Raw genomic sequence first — 24,719 nt, 5'->3', positions numbered from 1 at the left:
AATGGAAACACTAACCTTAGATAAAGAACAAAAAACAACTGATTTTTTACCGCTTAACGGTACCGATTATGTTGAATTTTATGTGGGCAATGCCAAGCAGGCAGCTTATTATTATAAAACCGCGTTCGGCTTCCAGGACCTGGCCTATGCCGGTCCTGAAACAGGGGTGCGTGACCGCGCTTCGTACGTATTGCAGCAGGGCAAAATCCGCCTCGTGCTAACCACGCCACTGCATTCTGACCACCCGATAGCCGAACACGTGAAAAAACACGGTGATGGCGTAAAGGTGCTGGCTTTATCGGTTGATGATGCTTACGATGCCTTTTATCAAACCACCAAACGCGGCGCGGAGCCTTATCAGCAACCTCAAACCCTGACCGACGAATTTGGCGAAGTACGTACAAGCGGAATCAAGCTTTACGGCGAAACTGTTCACCTGTTTATTGAACGAAAAAACTACCGGGGAGCCTTTTTACCCAACTATCAAAAAGTTGATACCGGTTATCATCCAACACCGACTGGTCTACTGCATATAGATCATTGTGTAGGTAATGTGGGCTGGCACAAAATGAACGAGTGGGTTAATTTTTATGAGGACATTATGGGTTTCCGTAACATATTAACCTTCGACGACAAGATGATCTCGACCGAATACTCTGCGCTTATGAGCAAAGTAATGAGCAATGGCAATGGTTTTGTTAAATTCCCGATAAATGAGCCGGCTGAAGGCAAAAAGAAATCACAGATTGAGGAGTACCTTGAGTTTTATGAAGGCGAAGGCGTACAGCACCTGGCGCTGGCTACCAACGATATTGTAAATACCGTTACCACCCTGCAAAGCCGGGGCATTGAATTTCTAAGTGTACCAACTACCTATTATGATGAGCTTATAGACCGCGTGGGCCATATTGATGAAGATCTGGAACCGCTGGCTAAACTCGGCATATTGGTTGATCGCGATGATGAGGGATACCTGTTGCAGATATTTACCAAACCTGTTGAAGATAGACCAACTTTATTCTTCGAAATTATACAACGTAAAGGCGCTAAATCTTTCGGCGCCGGAAATTTTAAAGCTCTGTTTGAAGCAATTGAGCGGGAGCAGGAGATAAGGGGAAACCTGTAAAGATCTTGGATTTTAATTATTTTTAGGCCGGGCAATAGTCCGGCCTTTTTTATGACCACGGCAGACGAAATCATCGACATCCTGAAGGAAAAATCCAACGAGAAATACAAAGCAGGAATGAAGCGTTTTGGTATAGTTGATGAATTTGCATTGGGTATCCGCCTCCCCGAATTGAGGAAGATAGCGAAGCTGATAAAATCCGATCATTCCCTTGCGCTTGACTTGTGGAAAACTAAAATTCATGAAGCGCGGCTGCTTGCTTCTATGATTGCCGACCCAAAGCAATTAACTGAGGCGCAAGCCGACAGTTGGGTGCATGATTTCTATTCCTGGGATGTATGCGACCAGGTCTGCGGCAACCTGCTCGATAAGACGCCGTTCGCCATTGACAAGGCCCGGCAATATTCCAGGAGCGAAAATGAATTTGTAAAACGGGCAGGGTTTGTGTTAATGGCAGAATTGGCTGTGCATGATAAAAAGGCTCCAAACGAAGTTTTTAGGCCATTTTTCGCTATTATAGAAAGCGAGGCCTGGGACGGCCGGAATTTTGTGAAGAAAGCTGTCAACTGGGCGCTGCGTCAAATCGGCAAACGAAATGCAGATCTGCGTACCGAAGCCATGGATACTGCGCGTCGGATTTTAGCCCAAAATACCAAAAGTGCCAGGTGGATTGCGACCGATGCGCTAAATGAACTCTCAGGCAAATAACTGATAATTATTAATTAATTTTCAGGCTTTTAGCGTCAAAAATTATCACTCATCCTTTCAATTTACATATAATTGCCAACCATTTTCAAGCGGCTTTCGTATAAGGTTGGCTTACCAATTCGGCCGCTTGTGTTTTTGGCATAAATTTTTCTATTGGTAATCCTGTTGGCTGTTGATTAAACATATGAGCTGGATATTACTATGAGCATTATTGAGGGGAACAACTTTTATTCTGACGATGCGTCCCATCTTGCTCAAATAATTGATCAATTAAATGCGGGTATCTGGGAATATAACGTTAGCACAAAAAACGTTAAATGGTCTGCCGGTTTCTACGCTATTTTAGGATATGCGCCGGGAGAGATTGAGTGTTCCTACAACTTTTTTCTTGATGAACTGCTATATCATCATGATAAGCCTATATTTTTAAAAGCTATCCACACCCGCTCTGCCGATCAAACCAACACAGTTCAAATCAGGCTTTTAACCAAATCTTCCGGCTATCAGTGGTTCGAAAGCGTTACCAGGAAGTGGGAAGATAACGGTATAGCAAAGTTCACTGGTTCGCTCGTTAATATTAACAAATCCAAGATATTAAGTCTTCGTTCGGCACAAAATGATTTTCTGTTTGCTGAGACCGGAACGATAGCTAAAATCAGCGGTTTCGAGATAGATGTGCCAACCATGAACCTGTGGCTGTCTAAAGAAGCCTACGATATTTATGAATTAAACGACCAGTACAAGCTAAGTATCGAAGATGCGGTGGGTTATTTTGAGCCGCAGTATCGTCCGCTGATAAATGATGCGATTGATAATGCTATAAAGTTTTGCAAGCCCTATGATTTGGAATTGCTTTTCCGTTCTGCCAGAGGCAACTTAATATGGGTGCGCACTAAAGGCTTGCCGATTATTGATGACTACGGCAAGTGTGTTAAAATACGCGGCATACTGCAGGACATAGATAGCATTAAAAAGAAGGGGCTGGCACTGCAATCCTCAATCAACTCGCTTAACGACCAAAACAAACGCCTCCAGAATTTTGCTTACATCGTTTCGCATAACCTTCGCTCCCATTCTGGTAACCTTCAATTTATGGTTAACCTGCATGAAGAAAGCGAGTCGGCAGAAGACAGGGCCGAGGTGTTCGCTCACATCAAATCTATCAGTAGCAGCTTAGCTACCACCGTTGAGCATCTGAACGAAATCGTGATGATTCACACCGAGACAGATAAAGAGCGTAAAACACTGGAATTTGAAGGCGTGTTTAAGACAGTCGTTTCGGCTTTACAAAGCAATATCGATTCAACTAATGCCAGGGTAGAATATGACTTTAATCAATGCCCGGTAATTGAATATATACCCGCTTACCTGGAAAGCATATTTCAAAACCTGCTCACCAACGCGCTTAAGTATCGCCATCCTGACCGGCCGCCGGTTATTACATGCCGCACGTTAAGAGATAATAACCATGTTTACATGTTGTTTGAAGATAACGGCGTTGGTATTGATATGGAGCGTTATGGCGATAAGCTATTCGGCATGTATAAAACCTTCCACCAAAATTCAGACGCCAAAGGTATAGGCCTGTTTATTACCCGCAACCAGATTGAATCAATGGGCGGCACCATCAAGGTTGATAGTACCGTGAATGTGGGGACGAAGTTTACGATAAGATTGGTTTAGTTTAAAGAGGTCAGAGGCCAGAGACCGGTTTAAAAACTTTTCCTTATATTAGCGAATTTACCATCCTATGGCAGCCTTTACCGATTTAGAAGTTTGGAAAAAATCCAGGACATTACGAAATAGTATCACCGAATTGGTTAAGTCATTTCCGGCTGAGGAAAAATATCGCTTAACGGATCAAATAATCCGGTCGTCTCGCTCGATAGGTAACAATATTGCTGAAGGACACGGGAGATTTCATTATATTGATGCCTCAAAATTCTTGGTCACCGCTCGCGGTTCGGCTTCTGAGACTATGGATCATCTCATAATTGCTGAGGATAATAAGTTCATCAGCAAAGAAAACTCAGAACAGTTACAAAAAGACTGCGACGAAATAATGAGGATGATTAACGGCTATACCGCTTATTTGAGAAAACAAGCAGAAAAATAATTAATCCAATTTGTGTTCTCTTTCCTGATCTCTGACCTCGGGCTTCTGATCTCTTTTACTTTATGTAACTCTCCAAAATCTTAAACCCATTGCTGGTTACTAACTCCACTTTCTCAATTACCTTTGGCAGCAAAATACAATCTCCCACTTTCACAGGATATTCTTCGCCATTAGCTTTCAGTGTAAATCCCCCTTCAAAGCATACATAAATTATAAATGAATCAAGATCGCTGTAATCCTTGCTGGTAGATTTATCGAAGTCAAGTATGCTGGTAGTAAAATATGGGCAGCTTACCAGTTGAACAGTCTCATCCTTTTCAGGTTGATATTTGGTTTTATACTCAGGGTAGTGCTTATAGTCTATGGCTGCCAGCGCTTCTTCGGTATGCAGTTCGCGTTTATGGCCTTTGTCATCCACACGGTCAAAATCGTAAATGCGGTAGGTTATGTCTGATGTTTGCTGAATTTCGGCAATCAGTAAGCCTTTACCGATAGTATGTACGCGACCGGCCGGCAAAAAGAAAACATCACCCGCGTTAGCATCTTCGCGATTTAGAATATCCATGATATGCCCGCTATTCAGCTTGTCGAGGTACTCCTGCTCGTTTGTTTCCTTGTTAAAGCCAGATATTAAGGTTGAGCCGGGGTCCGATTCTATAACATACCACATTTCGGTCTTGCCGAAAGAGTTATGTCGTTTTTTAGCCAGTTCATCATTGGGATGAACCTGTATCGATAAATCGTCATTGGCATCTATAAACTTTACAAGCAACGGGAAGACATTTCCAAAATGGGCATACACTTTCTCCCCTACCAGTTCACCTTTAAAACGTTCCAGTAAGTCAGCCAGCGATTCGCCATCCAACGCCCCTCCGTTAACCACCGAAACATCCGATTTAACGCCTGATATTTCCCAGGTTTCACCGCAGTTTGGTAATGAACCAAAATCTTTATGCAGGTAAGTCTTGATTTTCTGGCCGCCCCAGATTTTGTCTTTAAAAATGGTTTTGAATTTTAAAGGATATAATGCTGACATAAGTAAATGTTTAAAACGCCAAAGTTATTACTTTGAGAAGGCAAATAATGTTTTTCTAAAAATTAAAACAATCATAGCCATCAATAGGGTATGCAGGTAAATAAAATCGGCGATGCCTAAAAAATGCTGATCTGCCATAAACCCGGATTTCAGCACCTTTCCGAGCAAAATGAATTCATAAGGCATCATGATCAGCATTGGCGCAACACAAAAGGTAATGATAAGGAGCAGTTTGCGTTTGTAGTGCAACCGCTTATAAGCCATGAAAATTGGCGGGAAGGCCAGGCCGGCTACTATCAAAAAACCAATAATTTTAATAAGCCAAACCGGCTCGGCGCTGAAGAGAGTTTTTAAAACCGTAGTTTCATCACCGCCGCCCATACCTGCAGTAAAAATCCGGGCGAAAGGGAGGTTTCCGAGTATCAGGACAAATGCAACGCCCCAGTATTTTTTATTCCAAGAGCGCAGTAGAAAATATCCTGTCCACATCATCAGATAACTAAAAACAGGACCGAATATGGTTGCGATATAGCCATTAGGGTTAACCTGGCAGTCGCCGCACAATGTCCACAAATTAAAATCGGCCTGGCTGCCCGGATAGCCACATACCACGAACGCCGCTGTTAAATGCGCCACCTCGTGTAGCTGACCGAATACAAAAACGAACGCCATGAAAGCCAGGCAATAGCGAAAAGTTATGTTTATCTGCATAGTTTAGTCGCTATGACCATTACAAAAGCAAACAGGTTACACAAATTATGGCAACAAAAAAGTCCGCACATTGCTATGCAGACTTTAATTTATTCAGCCAAGGCACAAAATATTGTGTCCCGGCGAGTGATTACTTACCCAATTTCGCTTTAAGGTTCTCGTCAATTGCAGCGAGGAATTCTTCAGTGTACAAGAAATCTTTGCCGTGCTCAACTTTAGGTTTTATGGTGATAGCCAAATCCTTGGTCATCTTACCGCTCTCAACGGTTTCGATACAAACCTGTTCCAAGGTCTTGCAGAAGTTAATAAGCTCTTCGTTTTTGTCCAGCATGCCACGGAATTCCAAACCACGGGTCCATGCAAATATGGACGCGATTGGGTTGGTTGAGGTAGGCTTACCGGCCTGGTGCTCGCGGTAGTGGCGGGTTACAGTACCGTGGGCTGCTTCCGCTTCCATAACCGTTCCATCCGGAGTAACCAGTGTCGAGGTCATTAAGCCTAATGAGCCAAAGCCCTGTGCAACTGTGTCAGACTGCACGTCGCCATCATAATTTTTACAAGCCCAAACAAAGTTACCGTGCCATTTCAATGCAGAGGCAACCATGTCGTCAATCAAACGATGCTCGTAAGTAAGTTGGTTAGCTTCAAATTCAAGTTTGAATTCGTTTTCATATATCTCCTGGAAGATATCTTTAAACCTGCCATCGTATTTTTTAAGGATCGTATTTTTTGTAGAAAGATATAAAGGCCATTTTTTCAGCAAAGCCTGGTTAAAGCATGCACGGGCAAATCCTTTTATCGATTCGTCGGTGTTGTACATTGCTAAAGCAACCCCATCACCTTTAAAATTAAACACATCGAACGACTGTACCTCTCCACCATCTTCCGGCGTGAATGTAATCGTTAGTTTGCCTTTGCCTTTAGTTAGGAAGTCGGTGGCACGGTATTGGTCGCCAAATGCGTGACGGCCAATGCATATCGGAGCAGTCCAGTTTGGCACCAAACGCGGAACGTTAGCCATAACTATCGGCTCGCGAAAAACAGTACCGTCCAGAATATTACGGATCGTACCATTCGGTGATTTCCACATTTGTTTTAAATTAAACTCCTTCACACGGGCTTCGTCAGGCGTAATGGTGGCGCATTTGATGCCAACACCATATTGCTTAATGGCATTAGCAGCATCAATCGTTACCTGGTCGTTGGTTTCGTCACGATACTCCAAACCAAGGTCGTAGTATTTAATATCAAGGTCCAGGTAAGGAATAATCAGCTTATCCTTGATAAATTTCCATATAATGCGGGTCATTTCATCGCCGTCCAGCTCGACTACGGGATTGGCTACTTTAATTTTCGACATGTTTGATACGTTTTTAGTGGTGCCAAATATATAAAAATGGTTCAAAAAAGTCCGAACATCCGGAAAGTCGGCAAAGTCAGAAAGGCTTAAACATATTGTCAGGCACGTGCAAAGCGCGGCCGATTACCCCTGTTCCAAACTCTGTATTAACTAACCCTGGTCGAAAATAAATAGACAACATTTTAACTTTGCAACATTCAGGCAATATCAACACTTAATCAACTATTCAACTTTTCTTTACCCTCCATGCTGTTTTTATAAACCTAGATACTATTTTTATAAAATATAATTAAACCGGCGGTTAGTACGTTACCAAAGCGTAGTTATAATTTTATGACAAAACATCTACTTAAAACTCTACCCATAATTCTGTTAGTTTGTTCCGCATTTATGGCCAGGGCGCAAAATGGCTACAATTATGCACAATATGATATTGGTACTGCAGTTGGCTTTGATAAGGTTTATGGCGATGCGGAAACAGTTACCACCACCCAATCTATCCATTTTAACTTTACTTACAACGCTACGCCTTTCGTAAATTTTGTATTCGAAACTCAATTGGGCAAGCTGCGCGGTGGCGACTCGGTATTGACTAAATCGGGGCGGTATTTTAATAATGATTTCGCAGCTTTTATTTTCCGCGGGCAACTGCAGTTGGGCGAAATAATGGATTATTCGCGCAGCCCTCTTCAAAATGCGCTTAAAAATCTGTACGTATCTGCCGGATTAGGCTTCGTCCGGAACCACATCACACAGGTAAGCCGTAATTCGCAACAAATAGCAGATTTTTATACCGGCGGCGATGACAAAAGCAAAGAGCCTTTTATACCCTTGCGCATTGGTTATGAAATCAAATTATTTAACCGGTATTCGCAGCCGAGCGCAAAGATAGACCTCGGCTACGGTTACAATTATATATTGGGTGATGATTTGGACGGTTTTGTAGCCGGTGGCAAAAAGGACGTTTACACCCAATTTACTCTTGGCGTAAAATTTGCTATTGGCTCGGCTCTTACATCTTACAGAAAACAAATTACTTATTAGGCAGTTGTAAATGTTGGAGTAGTTAAAACGGTACCGGTTTTAACACTTAAAACTTTTATACAATTAAACTCAAAACCTATGAATAATAAACCATTTGACCCCGTTTTTGATAGTGAAGGCGAGGACAGGGACCGCACCTTAAAAGACCAGCTCGGCGAAACCATTGATAAGGAAGACCTTAAATATAATGCCGACGACGACAGCTTTGAATACGACGTAAAAAGCGATGACCCGGATTATCAGCACGAGGACCCTTATAATACTTCTGTAAAAAACGGTGAGGATTTCAATTCTACTTACGATGAAGCTAATCCTTACGACGCCGGCGAAGAATATATTCCCAATGAATCATTGGAAACTGACGTGGATAAGTTAGGTATGCATATTGACAGCGGCCACATAGTTGAGCTTGATGCCGCCGACAAGGCGTTAAGCCATACCCCCGAAGATGACCGCCAGGACCTTGACGAAGAAGGTTATCCAAAAAACGATCGTCCCAAATAAAAAGTGCCCGCTCCGCGATCTACACCGCCCCCAAAAAGTTAGACACTATTTGGGGGCAGTTTATTTTAGCGAGACGTCGTTTTTGTTTACCGGCAATGCTAATCATTTTTATCCATCACCTAACCGCAACTACACACATTATACACTTTTTGTAAATCACATTGATCGCCATTTTATCTTGTAAAATTAAGCTATTATAGTACATTCGAGGTAATCGGGGAGACATGAAAACACCTACTAATAAAACAGTAATTGCCTGGGATGTTGAAAATTGGTCGAGAGCGCTCAAATTTTGGGAAGAGCATTGTCCGGTTTCAAATAAAGAGTTCAATTGCCTGGAACTGGGCGCGAGTAAAGGGGGATTGTCACTGTGGCTGGCGCTAAAAGGCAATAATGTATATTGCACTGATCTGAATGGCCCTGAACAAGCCGCATATGATATTCATAAAGCGTATGATTGCGGTTCGAGAATTACCTATGGCAGTATTGACGCCACCAATATTCCTTTCGAAAACAGCTTTGACATTATCATCTTTAAATCGATCATGGGCGGGATCAGCTTCGCAAACCAGCAAAACAAAAAGCGTATCATCGAACAGGTTTATAAGGCTTTAAAGCCGAACGGGAGGTTACTTTTCGCCGAGAATCTTGAATCAACCTTTATGCATAAATTTTTTAGAAAGAAATTCGGAACCCGGGGCTGGAATTATTTAAAAATGAATGAAGTAGATAGTATATTTTCATCCTTCTCAAGCGTTAAATATACTACAACAGGTTTTCTGGGTTGCTTTGGCCGCAACGAATGGCAGCGAAACTTTCTGGGCAAAATTGATAAGACTCTTGAATACTTTATTCCGCCCAGAAACAGGTATATTATTATAGGGCAGGCTGTAAAATAATTCAGAACCGGTGCTCTTGAGCGTTTTGTAAAAAAAGTCCGGTCATTTCGGTTCATTTTGATTAGGGCAATCTGTAAAGGCCGTTTGCCTGCGGTGCTTTAAAATTACACCTCTTCTGCACTCTTAACTTATTTATTTGTGAACACGCTTTATACAATAAAACTGCAGTAAAGGGACTGTCGTAAAAGACTGCCCCTTATAATTCATACATATTTATTAATTACTTTTTAGCCTGCGCAAGAGCCTCGCTATTCAGCCGGACGTATTCATCATTATTCCCTTTTTTAGCAGCTTCAACGCCTTCGGCGGCAACTTTGGCTGCACCAGCTTTGTCGCCTGTTCGTAGTAACACGCGGGCTTTCCATAAATTGGCAACATAGGATGGTAAGCCTGGGAGCGTGGCCATTTCCTCAGCCCACGGTAAGGCTTTTTTCATATCTTTATTATTGTTATAATAGTAGACCACTGCATCGTAGTAAGGTTTTTTATCAGTCTTCATCGCAGAGTCTATACGGGCCATTACCCTGGCATCAATGTCAGTAGTCATGTGGATTACCAGCGCCGTATGTTCCCACATGATATGTAACTCGGAAGTAGTTGGGAATACGTTGGCAAACTGCATGGTCAGCGTTTCTATCTTTTCATTCAGTTTGATGGGTTTTATAACAAAGCGCAGGTAATCGTCTGCATCCTTATAAGTATAGGCGCCCCATTGTTTTGAGTTTTTGCTCAGGATGATAGTCCATTCCTTTTCACCTGGGATACTGAATAAACCGTATTCGCCCGCCATTACTTTATGGCCCTCCATAGTTACATCATCGCTGAATTTAATTACAGTTGCCGAGTTTGCACCGGTGCGCCATACTTTTCCGTAAGGTTCAACATTGCCAAATATCTTTCGGCCTTTAACATCCGGGCGTGAATATGTCAGGTTGATTTTGCCCAGACCGAACTCCTGTGTAATGCTTTGCGTAGAACTGGGAGCGGGTGTAAGCTGCGCATAAGTACTTACGGTACAAAATGTTAAAGCACCCAGAAAAATGAGTTTTAGGTTTAATTTCATGGTAATTATATTTGAAGCCAAGTTATTAAAAAATTCATGTCAGATTGTTGAAGACGTTGCATTATTTATTGCTTTGCCAATTGAATTTTATCCAAAGCTGACAGATGCATTTTTGACATTGCATCAAATATTATCCCTGTCAAAATCCTTATCTTTGCCGCTCAGTAACTGACAATTTTATGCTTAAAGGATTTTTCAACGTTCCTGCGCCGCAGAACGAGCCGGTATTGAATTATGGCCCGGGCAGCGCAGAGAGGGCAACGCTTAAAGCTGCTTTAGAAGAGGCACGCTCCCAAAAAATTGATATACCTATGTATATCGGCGGCAAAGAAGTCCGCACCAATAATAAAAAAGAAATTCGCCCCCCACATGACCACCAGCATGTGCTGGCCACTTTCTCCGAAGGTGACGCCGGGCATGTAACGGCTGCTATTGATGCTGCTTTAGCCGCAAAGGCTGATTGGGAAGAACTTCCATGGGAACACCGTGCTTCAATATTTTTAAAAGCAGCCGAATTGCTTGCCGGCCCGTATCGCGCAAAAATAAATGCGGCCACTATGCTGGGACAGTCGAAAAATGCCTACCAGGCCGAGATTGATTCAGCCTGCGAAATAGTAGATTTTCTGCGTTTTAACGTAGAATATATGACCGAGATCTATAAGCAACAGCCTCCCATCTCGGGTAAGGGCGTTTGGAACCGTGTTGAACAGCGCCCGCTTGAAGGCTTTGTTTTTGCTTTAACCCCATTCAATTTTACGGCTATTGCAGGCAACCTGCCCACTTCGGCTGCTATGATGGGGAACGTGGTGGTTTGGAAACCGGCATATACCCAAATTTATGCTGCAAATGTGCTGATGCAAGTGTTTACAGAAGCGGGCGTACCTGCAGGTGTGATCAACTTGATTTATGTTGACGGCCCAATTGCCGGCAATGTGATCTTCAGCCATCCCGATTTTGCGGGCATTCACTTCACCGGTTCAACCGGCGTTTTCCAGAATATCTGGCAAACTATTGGCAACAATATCCACAAATACAAAAGTTACCCGCGTATAGTTGGCGAAACTGGCGGTAAGGACTTTGTTCTTGCCCACCCAAGTGCTGACGCTGATGTAGTTAGCACGGCTTTAGTGCGCGGCGCCTTTGAATACCAGGGGCAAAAATGTTCAGCCGCTTCCAGAGCTTATATCCCTAAATCGCTGTGGCCCGCGGTAAAAGCAAATATGCAACGCGATATAGCCTCTTTTAAAATGGGGCCGGTTGAGGATTTTGAGAACTTTATCAACGCCGTTATAACCGAAGCATCATTTGACAAACTTGCCAAATACATTGACGCTGCAAAAAATGATAACAAAACCGAAATTGTTGCCGGCGGCAATTACGATAAAACCAAAGGCTGGTTTATCGAACCAACCGTTATCCGCGTGGACGATCCATACTATGTAACCATGTGTGAAGAATTATTCGGCCCTGTACTGTCAGTTTACGTATACGAGGATCATCAATTCGACGAAATACTGGATGTGGTTGATAAAACATCTATTTACGCTTTAACGGGTTCGATCATTTCGCAAGACAGATATGCCATCGCGAAAGCAACACATCGTTTGCGCAACGCGGCCGGCAATTTCTATATCAATGACAAGCCAACCGGTGCCGTGGTTGGTCAGCAGCCATTTGGCGGAGCACGCGGTTCGGGCACCGATGATAAAGCCGGTTCGATGATTAACCTGCTGCGCTGGGTATCACCACGTACCATCAAAGAAACCTTCGATCCGCCTAAGGATTATCGCTATCCTTTCTTACAAAAAGAGGGTTAATATCAGTTAATTGGCAATGGTCCATAGTTCATAAGCCGTAGCGTTTCAGCAAATGAATTATGGACCATTCAATTTTTTACTATAGCCTTTCATTCGTGAAGCATGAGCTATGTACTTCCCTGTTAAAAGATGTTAAATAACGCCCGCACATATCAGCGGGGCCAAATAACCGTTATATATTAGCCTTTAAATAAATAATTGACTGATTTATAATATTAACTATCTTTGCAAAATGTTTAAAAAACAACTACGGTTACTGGCGGGTGTATTTGCTGCGTTATTAATTGTACTGGGCGGCTGCAAAAGCAAATACGAAAAGCTGAAAGCCAGTAATGATAATGCTAAGAAATATTCCGAGGCCATTAAGCTTTACAATAAAAGGGAGTACACCAAGGCATTAGGGCTGTTTGACGACCTGGTTGTACGTTACCGTGGACACGAGGGCGCCGAAGACTTGTTTTACTATAACGCTTATGCTAACTATAAGCTAAAAGATTATACCGCAGCTGGTTATCACTTCAAAAATTTTGCAGACACCTATCCATCCAGCCCTAGGGCCGAGGAGTGTCGTTTTATGTATGCTTACTGCCTGTATCTTGATTCTCCGATTTATTCGCTCGACCAGACTAACACTACTAAAGCGATTGATGGATTGCAGCTGTTTATCAACCTTTATCCCAAAAGCGATCGCGTTGCCGAAGCGGGTAAACTGATACAAACGCTACGCGATAAACTGGAAACCAAGGCTTTTGAAAATGCAAAATTATATTTAACTATCGGCGATTATCAGGCCGCTGTAATTGCGTTCGGGTCAACGTTAAGGGACTATCCGGATACAAAATATGGCGAGGAAATTGAATATCTTACCGTAGAAGCGCAATATCAGTATGCAAAACATAGCAACGAATACTTTCAGGAAGACCGTTTCGGGCAAACTATAACCCTTGCGGATCAGTTTACCGATAAGTTTCCGACCAGTAAATACTTAAAAGATGTTGCTCAATACAAAAAAGATGCAAAGGAAGATATGGAAAAAACCAAGCGTCTTTTAGCCGAAGCAAGTATCAATCCTAACCTGGCAAAGAAACTGTCAAAAAAAGATTCAGTAAAAACACAACCGCCGTCTGAAAAGAACAACGGCGATAAAAAAATTCCAAATTAAAGATATGACTAACAACAGTAATAAGCCTGCCGTGGCAAGCAGCACAGTAACCCGCGATTTGCGTGAGTTAGATGTAAAAACCGAGAACATCTATGAGTCGCTGGTGATTATGTCAAAAAGAGCTAACCAGATTTCGAACAACATAAAGGAAGAATTGCATCAAAAGCTTTCTGAATTTGCCTCATCAAACGATAATCTGGAAGAAGTTTTTGAAAACCGTGAGCAAATTGAGATATCTAAATATTACGAGAAGCTCCCAAAACCATCCCTGGTGGCTATCCAGGAATTTTTAGATGGCAAGGTTTACTATCGTAATCCGGCTAAAGAACAGCAGTAAGTAATATTCCCTAAGGGGGATTGAAGGCTGAAATGTATCATAAAAAACTCCCTCCGGGAGTTTTTTTGTTATTTTTACTTTTTCTTAATCTAAATTTTGTTCCCCCTTTAAGGGGTTATTGGGGCCCGGCGTTATGAATATTATTTTAGGCATTTGCGGAAGTATTGCGGCTTATAAATCGGCAACATTGGTTAGGCTGCTGGTTAAAGGCGGAGCAAATGTTAAGGTAGTGATGACGCCTGATGCCACAAGTTTTATAACGCCGCTTACGCTTTCTACATTATCAAAAAACCCGGTTTTAGTTGATTACTTTATTCCGGAAACTGGTGAATGGAATAATCATGTCGAGCTGGGCCTTTGGGCCGATTTAATGCTGATTGCCCCAGCCAGTGCGAATACACTTGCCAAAATGGCCAACGGTCTCTGCGACAACTTACTGATGGCGGTTTATCTTTCGGCAAAATGCCCTGTATATTTTGCCCCGGCGATGGATTTGGATATGTGGAGACATTCCGCCACCCGGGAAAATATCAGTAAGGTCCAATCGTTCGGAAATATCCTGATTCCGCCCAACACAGGCGAATTAGCCAGCGGCCTGCATGGCGAAGGGCGCATGGCCGAGCCGGAAGAAATTGAGGCTTTTATAATTGCCGGCATTAAAAAAAAACTTCCCTTAGCTAACAAGAAAGCCCTGGTTACTGCGGGACCGACTTATGAGGCCATAGACCCGGTGCGCTTTATAGGAAACCATTCATCCGGCAAGATGGGCTTTGCTATTGCTGATGAAATGGCTGCGTTGGGTGCAGATGTAACTTTAGTAGCCGGCCCGACTGCGCAACTTAGTCAGCAGAAATCTGTTACCCGCATTAATGTCACCTCAGCTGCTGAAATGCTGGAAGCCTGCCTGCAATATTTTAAAGAGTCGGATATATGCGTGATGAGTGCGGCTGTAGCAGACTACACCCCGGTTACCGTTGCTGAGCAAAAAATTAAAAAGAAAGATGACGATTTCAGTATCGGCTTAAAGAAAACAACAGATATTTTAAGTGAATTGGGCAAGCAAAAGCAAGACGGGCAAATATTGATAGGCTTTGCGCTTGAAACAAACGATGAGGAATTAAATGCGATTGATAAGCTACAGCGGAAGAATCTCGATTTTATTGTGTTAAATTCGCTGAAAGACGAAGGAGCCGGTTTTAAAGCCGACACAAATAAAATAACCATCATTGATAAGAATTTGCAAAAAACAGCCTACACCTTAAAATCAAAAACTGAAGTGGCGCGCGACATCTGCACGAAAATTATCGAACTTATAAAAAAATGAAAATATTCTGCATTTACATTCTGTTGGCATGTTTGAGCATTAACGCTTTTTCGCAGGATTTGAATGCACGTGTACAGATTGTATCGCCAAAAGTACAATCCACTAACAAGCGAATCTTTCAAACTCTTGAAACAGCGATGAAGGATTTCCTGAACGGACGCAAATGGAGTGCGGATCCCATATTGCCGCAGGAACGCATCGACTGTAATTTTATTCTGAATATTACGGCCTGGGATGGCAGCAGCGGCTTTAACGGCGAATTACAGGTACAAAGCTCAAGGCCTGTATTTGGATCAACCTACAGTTCAACCCTGCTCAACATCAATGATAAAGACATCGACTTTACTTACACTGAAGGTCAGACTTTAGACTATACCGACCAAAACTTTCAAAGCAACTTAACCTCGCTGATGGCTTTTTATGCATATGTTATAGTCGGTATGGATTATGATAGCTTTTCTAAGCTCGGCGGCACCCCCTACTTTACAGCGGCACAAAATGTAGTAACCAATGCACAAACCTCATCAAGCAAGGGTTGGAAAGCCTTCGATAGCAATAATAACCGCTACTGGCTGGCTGAAAACCTGAATAATAAATTGTACCAGCCACTGCGTGAATTTGTTTACGACTATCACCGGAATGGTCTCGATTTAATGTCAGATAATGTAAACAAAGGCCGTAAGGCTATCTCAGCCATCCTGCCCGAATTGAGCCAGGTGGACAGGCAACGACTTGGCGCTATGTTCCCGTTGGTATTCTTCACTGCAAAAAGTGACGAGCTGGTCTCGATTTTGAGCAAAGCTGACCCGCAAGAGCGTGTACAAGCTATGAATATCCTCAACCAGGCCGACCCGGCTAACGGTTTGAAATACCAGAACATGCAAAAGCAATAAGTGAGGTAAAAGGCGAAAGGTTAACGTTGAAAAGCTTTTCCATTCTTCAATAAGCCAATTTTTAGCCTCTTGCTCTTCGGTTTTAACCTTTTTCACCTTATTTTTTGTCACACTTCCCATACCCTCCGCGTCTTATTTAAAAAAGTTCATAAAATATTTGCAAATACGAAAATCATCGTACATCTTTGTACGAAGAAATTCGTATAAGTACAGTATAAAGGATAAAATGGAAATTAAACCAACAGAAAGCGAGCTTGAAATTTTACAGGTGATTTGGAAAAACGGCCAGTGTACCGTGCGCGACGTGCATGAGGAATTGTCTAAAAATAAAGACGCCGGCTACACCACTACCTTAAAGCTGATGCAAATAATGCACGACAAAGGAATGGTTGAGCGTGATACGACTTCAAAAACCCACTTGTACAAAGCGCTGGTAACACGCGAACAGGCACAGCAAACCGCAATCGATAAAATAATATCGACGGTGTTTAAAGGATCGACTTCTGATCTGGTGATACAAGCTTTAGGCCATCACCGCGCCTCAAAGGATGAGATAGATGCTATTAAGGATTATTTGAAACAATTTGAGGGGAAGTGATTAGAGGCCAGTTAATCAGAGATTAGGTTGATATCGGAGAAAAATTCATTATAAAATATAGAACAGTCTTTCCGGCTTTCGGACTAAAAATACCAACATGGAAACCCTACTATATAACATCAGCCAGATTTTAGGCATCACCATCATCCACTCGCTATGGCAGGGATTGCTGGTTTACATTGCACTAAGAATAGTATTTGCTGCCAGTTCATCGCTTACTGCGGTTAAAAAATACAATTGGGCAGTTGCAGCATCGTTAGCCATTACTGCGTGTTTTATCTACACTTTATTTGCCGAGATAAAGGATTACAGCTGGGTAACCTTAAAGCCGCACCAGCACCCGTCGTTGCTTCCATACCTGGCGTTGCCTGCCACCACACACTATCAAACCATTTGGTATGCCAAACTACAGGTTTATTTACCTTATATCTGCGCTGTTTACTTCACCGGCTTTACCATAAACATTGCCCGCCTGGTAATGGAATGGGGTAAGCTTCGCCAGGTTAAATCTACCGGCCTGCCTGCAGTGCAATTACAACAATACATAAACACTGCTGCCAGGAAATTAAACATCGGCAGGCAAATCGGCGTAAAATTTAGCGAGCTGATTGATGTACCTTGCATGATCGGATACTTTAAACCGCTGATATTATTACCGGTATCGATATGTACCAACCTGTCGGCCGAAGAAGTTGAAGCAATCATATTACACGAGCTTTCACATATAAAGCGCAACGACTATCTGATGAATTTGCTGCAGCAGGTTATAACGGTATTGTTGTTCTTTAACCCTTTTACCCAATTAATTAACAGGATTATAAATCAGGAGCGCGAGAACGGCTGCGATGACCTGGTAGTTGAAGAGACCGGCGAGCCACTTGTATACGCCCAGGCTTTGATAAAGCTTGAAGAGGCCCGCAGAAGCAACTTCCAGCTCGCCCTTGCCGCAACCGGTAAAAAGTTCCACTTATTAAACCGAATTGAAAGAATCATGAAAACTAAAAAGCATATTGGCAGTGTACGCCACTTTATAGTAGCCCTGTTTTTATTAACAGGCTCGTTAAGCTGTATCGCATGGTTTAACCCCAAAACAGCTTTGGCTAACATTAAGCACACGGCAAACAGTGTAGCCGCGTTGATCAGCAATACCGATTCCACTTATAGCTACAGCCAGGACACCACAAAAAGAAAACACAAGGGCAAAGCCATCAGCAAAACTAAAAGTCAAAAACTGAAAGCTGAGAAACTGAAATCAGAAAAAGACCAGGACCTTACTGAAAATTATTGGGACGACGAATATCTTTCAGACTCGGCAAAGAGATTTTTCCGAAGCCCACAATGGAAACAGCAGATGGAAAACATCCGGAAGCAGTTTAACAGCCAGGCATGGAAAAACCAAATGATGGCTATGCAAAAACAGTTTAATAGCCCCGAATGGAAGAAGCATATGGAAGACATGGGCAAACAGTTCAACAGCCCCGAGTGGAAAAAGCAAATGGAAGGCATGCAAAAGCACTTCAACAGCCCCGAATGGAAAAAGCAAATGGAGGACATGGGCAAACAGTTCAGCAGCCCTGAGTGGAAAAAGCAAATGGAGGACATGGGCAAACAGTTCAACAGCCCCGAGTGGAAAAAGCAGATGGAAGATATGGGCAAACAGTTCAACAGCCCTGAGTGGAAAAAGCAAATGGAGGATATAGGCAAACAGTTCAACAGCCCTGAGTGGAAGGAAAAGATGAAAGAATACCGGAAAGGTGGCAAGTATTACCACAAGCGATGGAAGTTGAGAGATACTGTAGGGGGAACTAAAATGTATGTTCCCGAAAAAGATACAGTGGACCAAAATAATTAGCCGGAATCGATAGAAAGCTTAAATTGCTATGCAGAATCTGTTATATAACATCAGTCAGGTTTTAGGCATCACCATTATCCACTCATTGTGGCAGGGCCTGGTAATATATTTTTTATTAAAGCTGGTGTTGATGTTCAGCGGACAATTATCGGCCTCGAAAAAGTACCTGCTGGCGGTTGGCAGTTTATTGGCGATAACCGGGTGGTTCGGCTATACATTGATGAACGAAATAAATATCTACAATTGGCTGGCTGTAACGCCGTCGAAGCTATCGGTCATGCCTGTGTTAGCAGAGTTACCCGAAGGTATCGCAAAGCTTAACGGCCAAACTCTAAGATATTATTATAACATCGAAGCCTACTTGCCATATATAGCGGCGTTGTACATAGCCGGGCTGATTTTCAATACCTGCCGGCTGGTGGTATCGCGCAATAAAATAAACACCATTAAAAGCAGCCTGGTTATTGACGGCGCCATACAACAGACTGTGGATAGATTCAGCCAGGCGTTGAATATTGGCAAGATGGTAAAAGCCGGCATGAGCAACCTGGTCGATGTTCCCTGTATGATGGGCTATCTGAAGCCGGTTATTTTATTGCCGTTCAACCTGGCCACCTTCTTGTCTCAGGAAGAAATTGAAGCCATATTGCTTCATGAATTGGCGCACATCAAGCGAAACGATTACCTGGTGAACATGGCGCAGCAGGTTATCGCAATCCTGCTGTTCTTTAACCCCTGCGCCCAACTGATCAATAAAATTATAAACGAAGAACGTGAGAACTGCTGCGACGACCTTGTTGTAAAGGCAACCGCAGAGCCTATCATATACGCAAAGGCTTTATTTAAGCTGGAGCAAACACGCCAAAACGACTGGAAGCTAGCGCTGGCCGCCACAGGCAAAAAGTACCAATTATTAAACAGAATTGAACGAATCATGAAAACTAAAAAGCAAATGCCCAGCCTGCGCCCTACTTTACTGGCCACGCTGATATTAACTGTGACAGCAGGCGCCATGGCCCTCCTGAAGCCGGAAGTGGCGGAAGGCAGGATCTCGGTAAAATCAATTACCCCGATAATCGACCATATACTGGCTGATACCGGCAAAAAGGCCTCCAAAGTAAAAAAGGCCGCTATTAAATCGACCGTCAAAACAAAGATGAAAGAAAAAAGCGGCGATAACATCTACGCTTATTCAGACGACCGGGACGATGACTGGAATTTCCATGATCCTGAATTGGACAGGCTGAGTAAAGAGGTTGAAAAACATGGAAACGCCATCAGCAAGTACTATGAAAGCGGTGAGTTTAAAAAAGTACAGGAAGAACTGGAAGCAAAAGGCAAAGAAATGCAGGCCTTTTATGACAAGCCTGAATTGAAAGAGCTGCAGGCCAAAATGGAAAAAGCCAGCCAGGACTTTGAGAAAAACTGGGGCGAGACCTCCGAAACCAGGGAAATGCAGCAGAAAATGGAAACGCTGGGCAAAAAACTGGATGTATATTATAATAGCCCTGAGTTCAGGAAGATGAATGAGGCTTTAGAAAACAAATATGGTGTTCCGCATGACCGCCCTTATTCTGATAAAGATGATGAAAAATACCGTGCTTACGAGGCTGAATTGCAAAAAAATATTCCCGGCGACATACACCAGGCTCAATCAGAAATAAAAGCTACCGGCGCAAAAATGAGAGAACACTTCCGTTCGCCGGAGCATGAAAAGCAACGCGAGTTGCTGCGCAGCCTTGGTGATAGCTTAAGAAAAGCTTATCATAATCCGCAAGCCGATCAACAAAAAGCGGAAATGCATGCCTTAAGCGAAAAAATGCGCAGCCTTAGTCATAATCCCGAAATAGAGAAGGAAAAAACTGCGTTACATGAAGCCTCTGCAAAAATGCATGCCTATATGCAGACACCTGATTTTAAAAGGCGGTTAGCAGAATATAAAAAAGCGCACCCAAGGCATTACAACTGGCGCGAGTTTGATAATGATGAGGATAAACCGGAGAAAGCTGAAAAGGCTGAAAAGGCTGAAAAATCAGAAGACCAAAAATAACTAGTCCTCTAGCCAATAAGCATCAAATTTGAGTTAAGTTTATGCGTCCCTTGCGGTAAAATGCAGGGGACTTTTTTTTATTACCTTAAGTTGATCAGGTTGACTAAGTTGGATTAAGTTGGTAGGGTTAAGCTGATTTAAATCAACCTATCGCCCCATCAACTTTATTAACTAATCAGTAATTTAGGGGCTTTTAAAACAGCAGGCTCTTTTATGCTTCAAAAGCTTAGTATCAGTAATTACGCGTTAATTGATAATCTGGAGATCAGCTTCAATAGCGGTTTAAATATACTCACCGGCGAAACGGGTGCAGGAAAGTCTATCATTTTAGGCGCCCTGTCGCTGATCCTCGGGCAGCGGGCCGAGAGCCGTTATTTTTTCAATCAACAGAAAAAATGTGTAATCGAAGGCACCTTCACCATTGGCGCATTTCATTTAAAGCAGTTTTTTGAGGATAATGACCTGGATTACGAGGCTGAAACCGTGCTTCGCCGCGAAATATCTGCTGATGGTAAGTCGAGAGCCTTTGTGAATGATACGCCTGTAAACCTTAATTCGTTAAAGGCATTGGGTGAACGGCTGATAGATATCCACTCACAATATGCCACGCTTGAAATTAACGACCCGGAATTTCAATTACTCGTAGTGGATGCCGTGGCAAAACATGATGACTTGCTGAATGATTATCGCTCAAAATTTCGCGCTTATAAAAAGTCGGCGGCAATGTTGCAACAATTAATTGAACAGAGTGATAAGGCCAAAGCCGATCTGGATTATTACCAGTTCCAGTTTGACGAGTTGGAAAAAGCAGCACTATCTGCGGATGAGCAGGAACTTTTGGAACAGGAGCTTTATTCATTAAACAATGCCGGCGAAATAAAGCGTAACTTGCTTGGCGCCTTTTACCTGATGGAAGACGGCGAAACATCGGCCATCATACAATTACGCGAGGCCGGTCATCAATTATCTTCGCTCGAAAAATTCAACCCGCAAATTGCCGAGCTGCATCAGCGTTTAAACAGCGCTGTGATCGAACTAAAAGATATCGCTGCCGAAATAGAAAATATAGAACAGCGTACCCAAACCGATGAAGCGCGGGCAGAAGAAGTCAACACCCGTTTAAGCCTGATCTACCTGCTGCAAAAGAAACATCGCGTAAGCACCAATGCCGAACTCTTAGCCTTGCAAAGCGACTTGTCTGATAAAATACAACAGGCCGTATTCGGCGATGAGGCCATAGAAAAACTATCAAAACAACTTGAGGTTGATAAAAAGGACCTCGGGAAATTAGCTGCCGGGTTATCCGCTAATAGGATAAAAGCCATCCCATCCATCGAAAAGCAGGTTTCAGAAATCCTTGCCGAAATGGGAATGGGAAATTCCAATTTAAAGATTGAATTAACTTCGTCTAATGGTTTAGGGCCGGACGGAATTGACCTGGTAAAATTCTTGTTTACCGCCAATAAAGGTCATGCGTTGGCCGAGATGAGCAAAGTAGCGTCTGGCGGGGAGCTATCGCGGCTGATGCTGAGTATCAAATCACTTATTGCTCAAAATACGGCCCTACCTACCATAATTTTTGATGAAATTGACACAGGTGTATCTGGCGAGGTAGCCAATAAAGTTGGTCAGATAATGGAAAAGCTGGCGGACAATTTACAGGTGATCACCATAACCCACCTGCCACAAATCGCCACAAAAGGCCGAAGCCATTATTTTGTTTACAAGGATAACGAAAGCGCCACCACCTACACCCGCATACGGCAGTTAACAAAAGATGAACGTGTTTTAGAAATCGCCAAAATGTTAAGCGGTGATAACCCGGGTGAAAGTGCGCTGCAAAACGCCAGGGAATTGTTGGGTTAACAGATTGAAAACCTTTTATTTAGGTTCCACTCCCCATTTGCCTGTTTACTTCTTCCAATTTTACAATAATTTCGTTAATCGCTTTGCGCTGTTTTCGTACGCTTCGGGCATTAATGTAGAACCAATTTATAGCCAGAAACGTAAGTGTAATACCATACACACATAACTGGAAAACCCAATTCCCACGACTTATATATTCTATAAAATAAAGCCCCAGACCGACACACAGCATTAAAAAGTAAATGGTTGTTATGGTTTTATTAATGAATTCTTGCTTATGCTTAATACGTATCATCTGCAATAAAAAAGTATTCGTATCCGTTTGCATGTCGGCTTTAGCAAGTAAAGGAGATAACTGGTTAGTAGTTATAATGAAAATAACCATAGCGCAGATCATCAAAGTAAGACCAATTTTGGTGGTGATCAGGCGGGGGTGAAGATGCCACCATATCATTGCAAGCACTATAATTGTAAGGGACAGCACAATATTGCACATCCATATCTTCCTTCGCGAGCAATAGTTGAGCCGGTTGGCTTTGGCAAGTATTTCGCTAACATCAGGGGCGCTGGCTTTCTCGCGGCCCCAAAGCGATTTAAAATCTATCTCAGTGCTCATAATCTTTAAATTTTTGAGTGAGCTTTTCTTTTATTCTGAAAATCTTAACACGAACATTACTTTCCGACAGGCCGGTTATTTTGGCAATTTCGGCTTGCTTAACGTCTTCCAGTTCCAGTGATATGATGATGCGGTCCGTCTCCGGCAATTCAGCAATGCATTTGTAAAGGAATTTGGTTTGGCCTTCCTTATCGGGCCCCACAACATCCTCAACGTGTTCAGGGAAATCAGACTTAGGCATACGGCTCAGCCTTTCAATCTGCCGCAGACAGTTATTGGCCGCAATGCGGTAAATCCAGGTACCGACTGCTGATTCATTCCTGAAGTTGGGCAATTGCTTCCAGATGTTGATGAACGTTTCCTGGGCCATATCCTTAGCCAAATCGGCATCATTTACATAGCCCATGCAAATACGGTAAACTTTGTTCCAGTAATGTTTATAAATCTCCTCGAACACCATAAAAGGTAAAATTCGCTTATTTTGATGGTTAGATACGGGGATGCTTAAAATGCTACAGGATCATCGATAAAATCTTTGGTCCGGAATAAAAAATCCGGACTATGGGGCGAATCAGTAAAATATTTTCTTTGCATTGTTCGCCCCTTTCCTGGTACTCGGTGGTTAAACATCCGGCGTCCGTCAATTTTATTGTAAACAATAAATACATACCTTTGCCCTTATCATAATTAAACTGAACACATGGCTTACAACTTATTAAAAGGTAAAAAAGGGATAATTTTTGGCGCGCTCAACGAGCAATCTATAGCCTGGAAAGTGGCACAACGCGCTGTACAGGAAGGCGCTGAAATTGTTCTGAGCAATGCCCCCATCGCTTTGCGCATGGGCGAATTAAATAAACTGGCTGAAGAATGTAAAGCCCCCGTTATAGGCGCCGATGTTACCAGCAATGATGATCTGGTTAACCTGTTTACCAAAACACAGGAGCATTTTGGCGGTGGTGTCGATTTTATACTGCACTCTATTGGCATGAGCGTGAATGTACGCAAAGGCATCCCCTATCCTGAAAATAATTATGATTTCACCCACAAAGGATTTGACATATCGGCCCTGAGCCTCCACAGGGTTCTGTCTACCGCAATGAAAATGGATGCTATAAACGAATGGGGATCGGTATTGGCACTAACTTATATCGCCGCTCAACGCGTATTTCCTGACTATAACGATATGGCCGACAATAAAGCATACCTGGAAAGTATAGCCCGTAGTTTCGGCTATTACTACGGTAAAAAGAAACATGTGCGCATCAACACCATATCACAATCGCCAACCCGCACTACTGCTGGTTCGGGCGTAAAGGGTTTCGATGGCTTTATCAATTATGCTGAAAAAATGAGCCCGCTTGGCAATGCTGACGCTGACCAATGCGCAGATTATTGTGTAAGCATGTTTAGCGATTTGACCAAAATGGTTACTATGCAGAACCTCTTTCACGATGGAGGTTTCTCCTTCACGGGTGTAACGCAGGAAGTGATCGAGCAGATGGAGAAATAGCAACAATTCAATCAAGTACTGAAAGTCTGAAGCCGAAAAAAAGGTTTATATCGAGTAGAGGGCGAAACTTTTATTCGTTTCACCGCTCTCTCACACCACCGTACGTACGGTTCCGTATACGGCG

The 24,719-nt window shown here is 42.8% G+C and carries 23 protein-coding genes; 17 read left to right on the top strand and 6 right to left on the bottom strand.

The window, feature by feature from the left end; translation table 11 throughout:
- Position 1: 1 nt before the first annotated feature.
- The 4 genes from hppD (at position 2) to Q3W13_RS19845 (ending at position 3,950) form a co-directional block, all read left to right on the top strand.
- Entirely contained in the window at positions 2 to 1,126 is a 1,125-nt protein-coding gene (hppD, locus tag Q3W13_RS19860) for a 4-hydroxyphenylpyruvate dioxygenase (RefSeq protein ID WP_302866776.1), read from the top strand.
- A 51-nt stretch (positions 1,127 to 1,177) separates the two neighbouring features.
- A complete protein-coding gene (locus Q3W13_RS19855; protein ID WP_302866774.1) occupies positions 1,178 to 1,834 on the top strand; it encodes a DNA alkylation repair protein in 657 nt (218 codons plus the stop codon).
- Positions 1,835 to 2,035: 201 nt separating this feature from the next.
- Positions 2,036 to 3,517 (top strand): ATP-binding protein, encoded by a 1,482-nt coding sequence (locus Q3W13_RS19850; RefSeq protein ID WP_302866773.1) that lies wholly within the window; start codon positions 2,036 to 2,038, stop codon positions 3,515 to 3,517.
- Between the two features lie 67 nt (positions 3,518 to 3,584).
- Positions 3,585 to 3,950, top strand: coding sequence for a four helix bundle protein (locus tag Q3W13_RS19845; protein WP_302866770.1), 366 nt, complete (start codon positions 3,585 to 3,587; stop codon positions 3,948 to 3,950).
- A gap of 55 nt (positions 3,951 to 4,005) precedes the next feature.
- Here Q3W13_RS19845 and Q3W13_RS19840 read toward each other — a convergent pair whose 3' ends face one another.
- From Q3W13_RS19840 to Q3W13_RS19830, 3 genes are all read right to left on the bottom strand, one after another.
- On the bottom strand, positions 4,006 to 4,986 hold the full coding sequence (locus Q3W13_RS19840; RefSeq protein ID WP_302866768.1) for a type I phosphomannose isomerase catalytic subunit: 981 nt from the start codon (positions 4,984 to 4,986) through the stop codon (positions 4,006 to 4,008).
- Between the two features lie 27 nt (positions 4,987 to 5,013).
- Positions 5,014 to 5,697, bottom strand: a complete 684-nt coding sequence (locus tag Q3W13_RS19835; protein ID WP_302866766.1) for a hypothetical protein — start codon at positions 5,695 to 5,697, stop codon at positions 5,014 to 5,016.
- A 130-nt stretch (positions 5,698 to 5,827) separates the two neighbouring features.
- Positions 5,828 to 7,057, bottom strand: a complete 1,230-nt coding sequence (locus Q3W13_RS19830) for an NADP-dependent isocitrate dehydrogenase (RefSeq protein ID WP_302866764.1) — start codon at positions 7,055 to 7,057, stop codon at positions 5,828 to 5,830.
- 333 nt (positions 7,058 to 7,390) lie between these two features.
- Between Q3W13_RS19830 and Q3W13_RS19825 the strand changes: the two genes are divergently transcribed.
- The 3 genes from Q3W13_RS19825 (at position 7,391) to Q3W13_RS19815 (ending at position 9,504) form a co-directional block, all read left to right on the top strand.
- Entirely contained in the window at positions 7,391 to 8,101 is a 711-nt protein-coding gene (locus Q3W13_RS19825) for a hypothetical protein (RefSeq protein WP_302866762.1), read from the top strand.
- 78 nt (positions 8,102 to 8,179) lie between these two features.
- Positions 8,180 to 8,605, top strand: a complete 426-nt coding sequence (locus Q3W13_RS19820) for a hypothetical protein (RefSeq protein WP_302866761.1) — start codon at positions 8,180 to 8,182, stop codon at positions 8,603 to 8,605.
- Between the two features lie 224 nt (positions 8,606 to 8,829).
- The gene (locus Q3W13_RS19815; protein ID WP_302866758.1) at positions 8,830 to 9,504 is read left to right on the top strand and encodes a class I SAM-dependent methyltransferase; all 675 of its coding nucleotides are present in this window, start codon (positions 8,830 to 8,832) and stop codon (positions 9,502 to 9,504) included.
- 220 nt (positions 9,505 to 9,724) lie between these two features.
- On the opposite strand, the gene Q3W13_RS19810 is transcribed toward Q3W13_RS19815, so the two are convergent.
- Positions 9,725 to 10,567, bottom strand: a complete 843-nt coding sequence (locus Q3W13_RS19810; RefSeq protein ID WP_302866756.1) for a DUF2911 domain-containing protein — start codon at positions 10,565 to 10,567, stop codon at positions 9,725 to 9,727.
- A gap of 179 nt (positions 10,568 to 10,746) precedes the next feature.
- On the opposite strand from Q3W13_RS19810, the gene pruA reads away from it, so the two are divergent.
- The 9 genes from pruA (at position 10,747) to recN (ending at position 22,466) form a co-directional block, all read left to right on the top strand.
- A complete protein-coding gene (pruA, locus tag Q3W13_RS19805) occupies positions 10,747 to 12,384 on the top strand; it encodes an L-glutamate gamma-semialdehyde dehydrogenase (RefSeq protein WP_302866754.1) in 1,638 nt (545 codons plus the stop codon).
- Between the two features lie 232 nt (positions 12,385 to 12,616).
- Positions 12,617 to 13,546, top strand: coding sequence for an outer membrane protein assembly factor BamD (locus tag Q3W13_RS19800; RefSeq protein ID WP_302866752.1), 930 nt, complete (start codon positions 12,617 to 12,619; stop codon positions 13,544 to 13,546).
- 4 nt (positions 13,547 to 13,550) lie between these two features.
- The gene (locus Q3W13_RS19795; protein ID WP_302866750.1) at positions 13,551 to 13,883 is read left to right on the top strand and encodes a DNA-directed RNA polymerase subunit omega; all 333 of its coding nucleotides are present in this window, start codon (positions 13,551 to 13,553) and stop codon (positions 13,881 to 13,883) included.
- A 133-nt stretch (positions 13,884 to 14,016) separates the two neighbouring features.
- The gene (coaBC, locus tag Q3W13_RS19790; RefSeq protein WP_302866748.1) at positions 14,017 to 15,207 is read left to right on the top strand and encodes a bifunctional phosphopantothenoylcysteine decarboxylase/phosphopantothenate--cysteine ligase CoaBC; all 1,191 of its coding nucleotides are present in this window, start codon (positions 14,017 to 14,019) and stop codon (positions 15,205 to 15,207) included.
- Positions 15,204 to 16,100, top strand: a complete 897-nt coding sequence (locus Q3W13_RS19785; RefSeq protein ID WP_302866747.1) for a DUF4835 family protein — start codon at positions 15,204 to 15,206, stop codon at positions 16,098 to 16,100. Before coaBC ends, Q3W13_RS19785 begins: the two co-directional genes overlap by 4 nt.
- 226 nt (positions 16,101 to 16,326) lie before the next feature.
- On the top strand, positions 16,327 to 16,698 hold the full coding sequence (locus Q3W13_RS19780; RefSeq protein WP_302866745.1) for a BlaI/MecI/CopY family transcriptional regulator: 372 nt from the start codon (positions 16,327 to 16,329) through the stop codon (positions 16,696 to 16,698).
- 97 nt (positions 16,699 to 16,795) lie between these two features.
- Positions 16,796 to 18,550 (top strand): M56 family metallopeptidase, encoded by a 1,755-nt coding sequence (locus Q3W13_RS19775; protein WP_302866743.1) that lies wholly within the window; start codon positions 16,796 to 16,798, stop codon positions 18,548 to 18,550.
- Between the two features lie 28 nt (positions 18,551 to 18,578).
- Complete coding sequence (locus Q3W13_RS19770) at positions 18,579 to 20,600, top strand: M56 family metallopeptidase (protein ID WP_302866742.1); 2,022 nt, start codon at positions 18,579 to 18,581, stop codon at positions 20,598 to 20,600.
- 213 nt (positions 20,601 to 20,813) lie between these two features.
- Entirely contained in the window at positions 20,814 to 22,466 is a 1,653-nt protein-coding gene (recN, locus tag Q3W13_RS19765; RefSeq protein WP_302866740.1) for a DNA repair protein RecN, read from the top strand.
- 19 nt (positions 22,467 to 22,485) lie between these two features.
- Here the strand turns inward: recN and Q3W13_RS19760 are convergent, their stop codons facing one another.
- Positions 22,486 to 23,082, bottom strand: a complete 597-nt coding sequence (locus Q3W13_RS19760; protein WP_302866738.1) for a hypothetical protein — start codon at positions 23,080 to 23,082, stop codon at positions 22,486 to 22,488.
- The gene (locus Q3W13_RS19755; RefSeq protein WP_302866737.1) at positions 23,072 to 23,542 is read right to left on the bottom strand and encodes an RNA polymerase sigma factor; all 471 of its coding nucleotides are present in this window, start codon (positions 23,540 to 23,542) and stop codon (positions 23,072 to 23,074) included. The genes Q3W13_RS19760 and Q3W13_RS19755 overlap by 11 nt, the downstream gene beginning before the upstream one ends.
- A 240-nt stretch (positions 23,543 to 23,782) precedes the next feature.
- Between Q3W13_RS19755 and Q3W13_RS19750 the strand changes: the two genes are divergently transcribed.
- Positions 23,783 to 24,595, top strand: a complete 813-nt coding sequence (locus Q3W13_RS19750; protein ID WP_302866735.1) for an enoyl-ACP reductase — start codon at positions 23,783 to 23,785, stop codon at positions 24,593 to 24,595.
- Positions 24,596 to 24,719: the final 124 nt, after the last annotated feature.

The organism is Mucilaginibacter sp. L3T2-6, assembly GCF_030519355.1.
GTDB lineage: Bacteria > Bacteroidota > Bacteroidia > Sphingobacteriales > Sphingobacteriaceae > Mucilaginibacter.
Note: the sequence above shows the minus strand (reverse complement) of the source record. Positions and strands in the feature narration are given on the sequence as shown.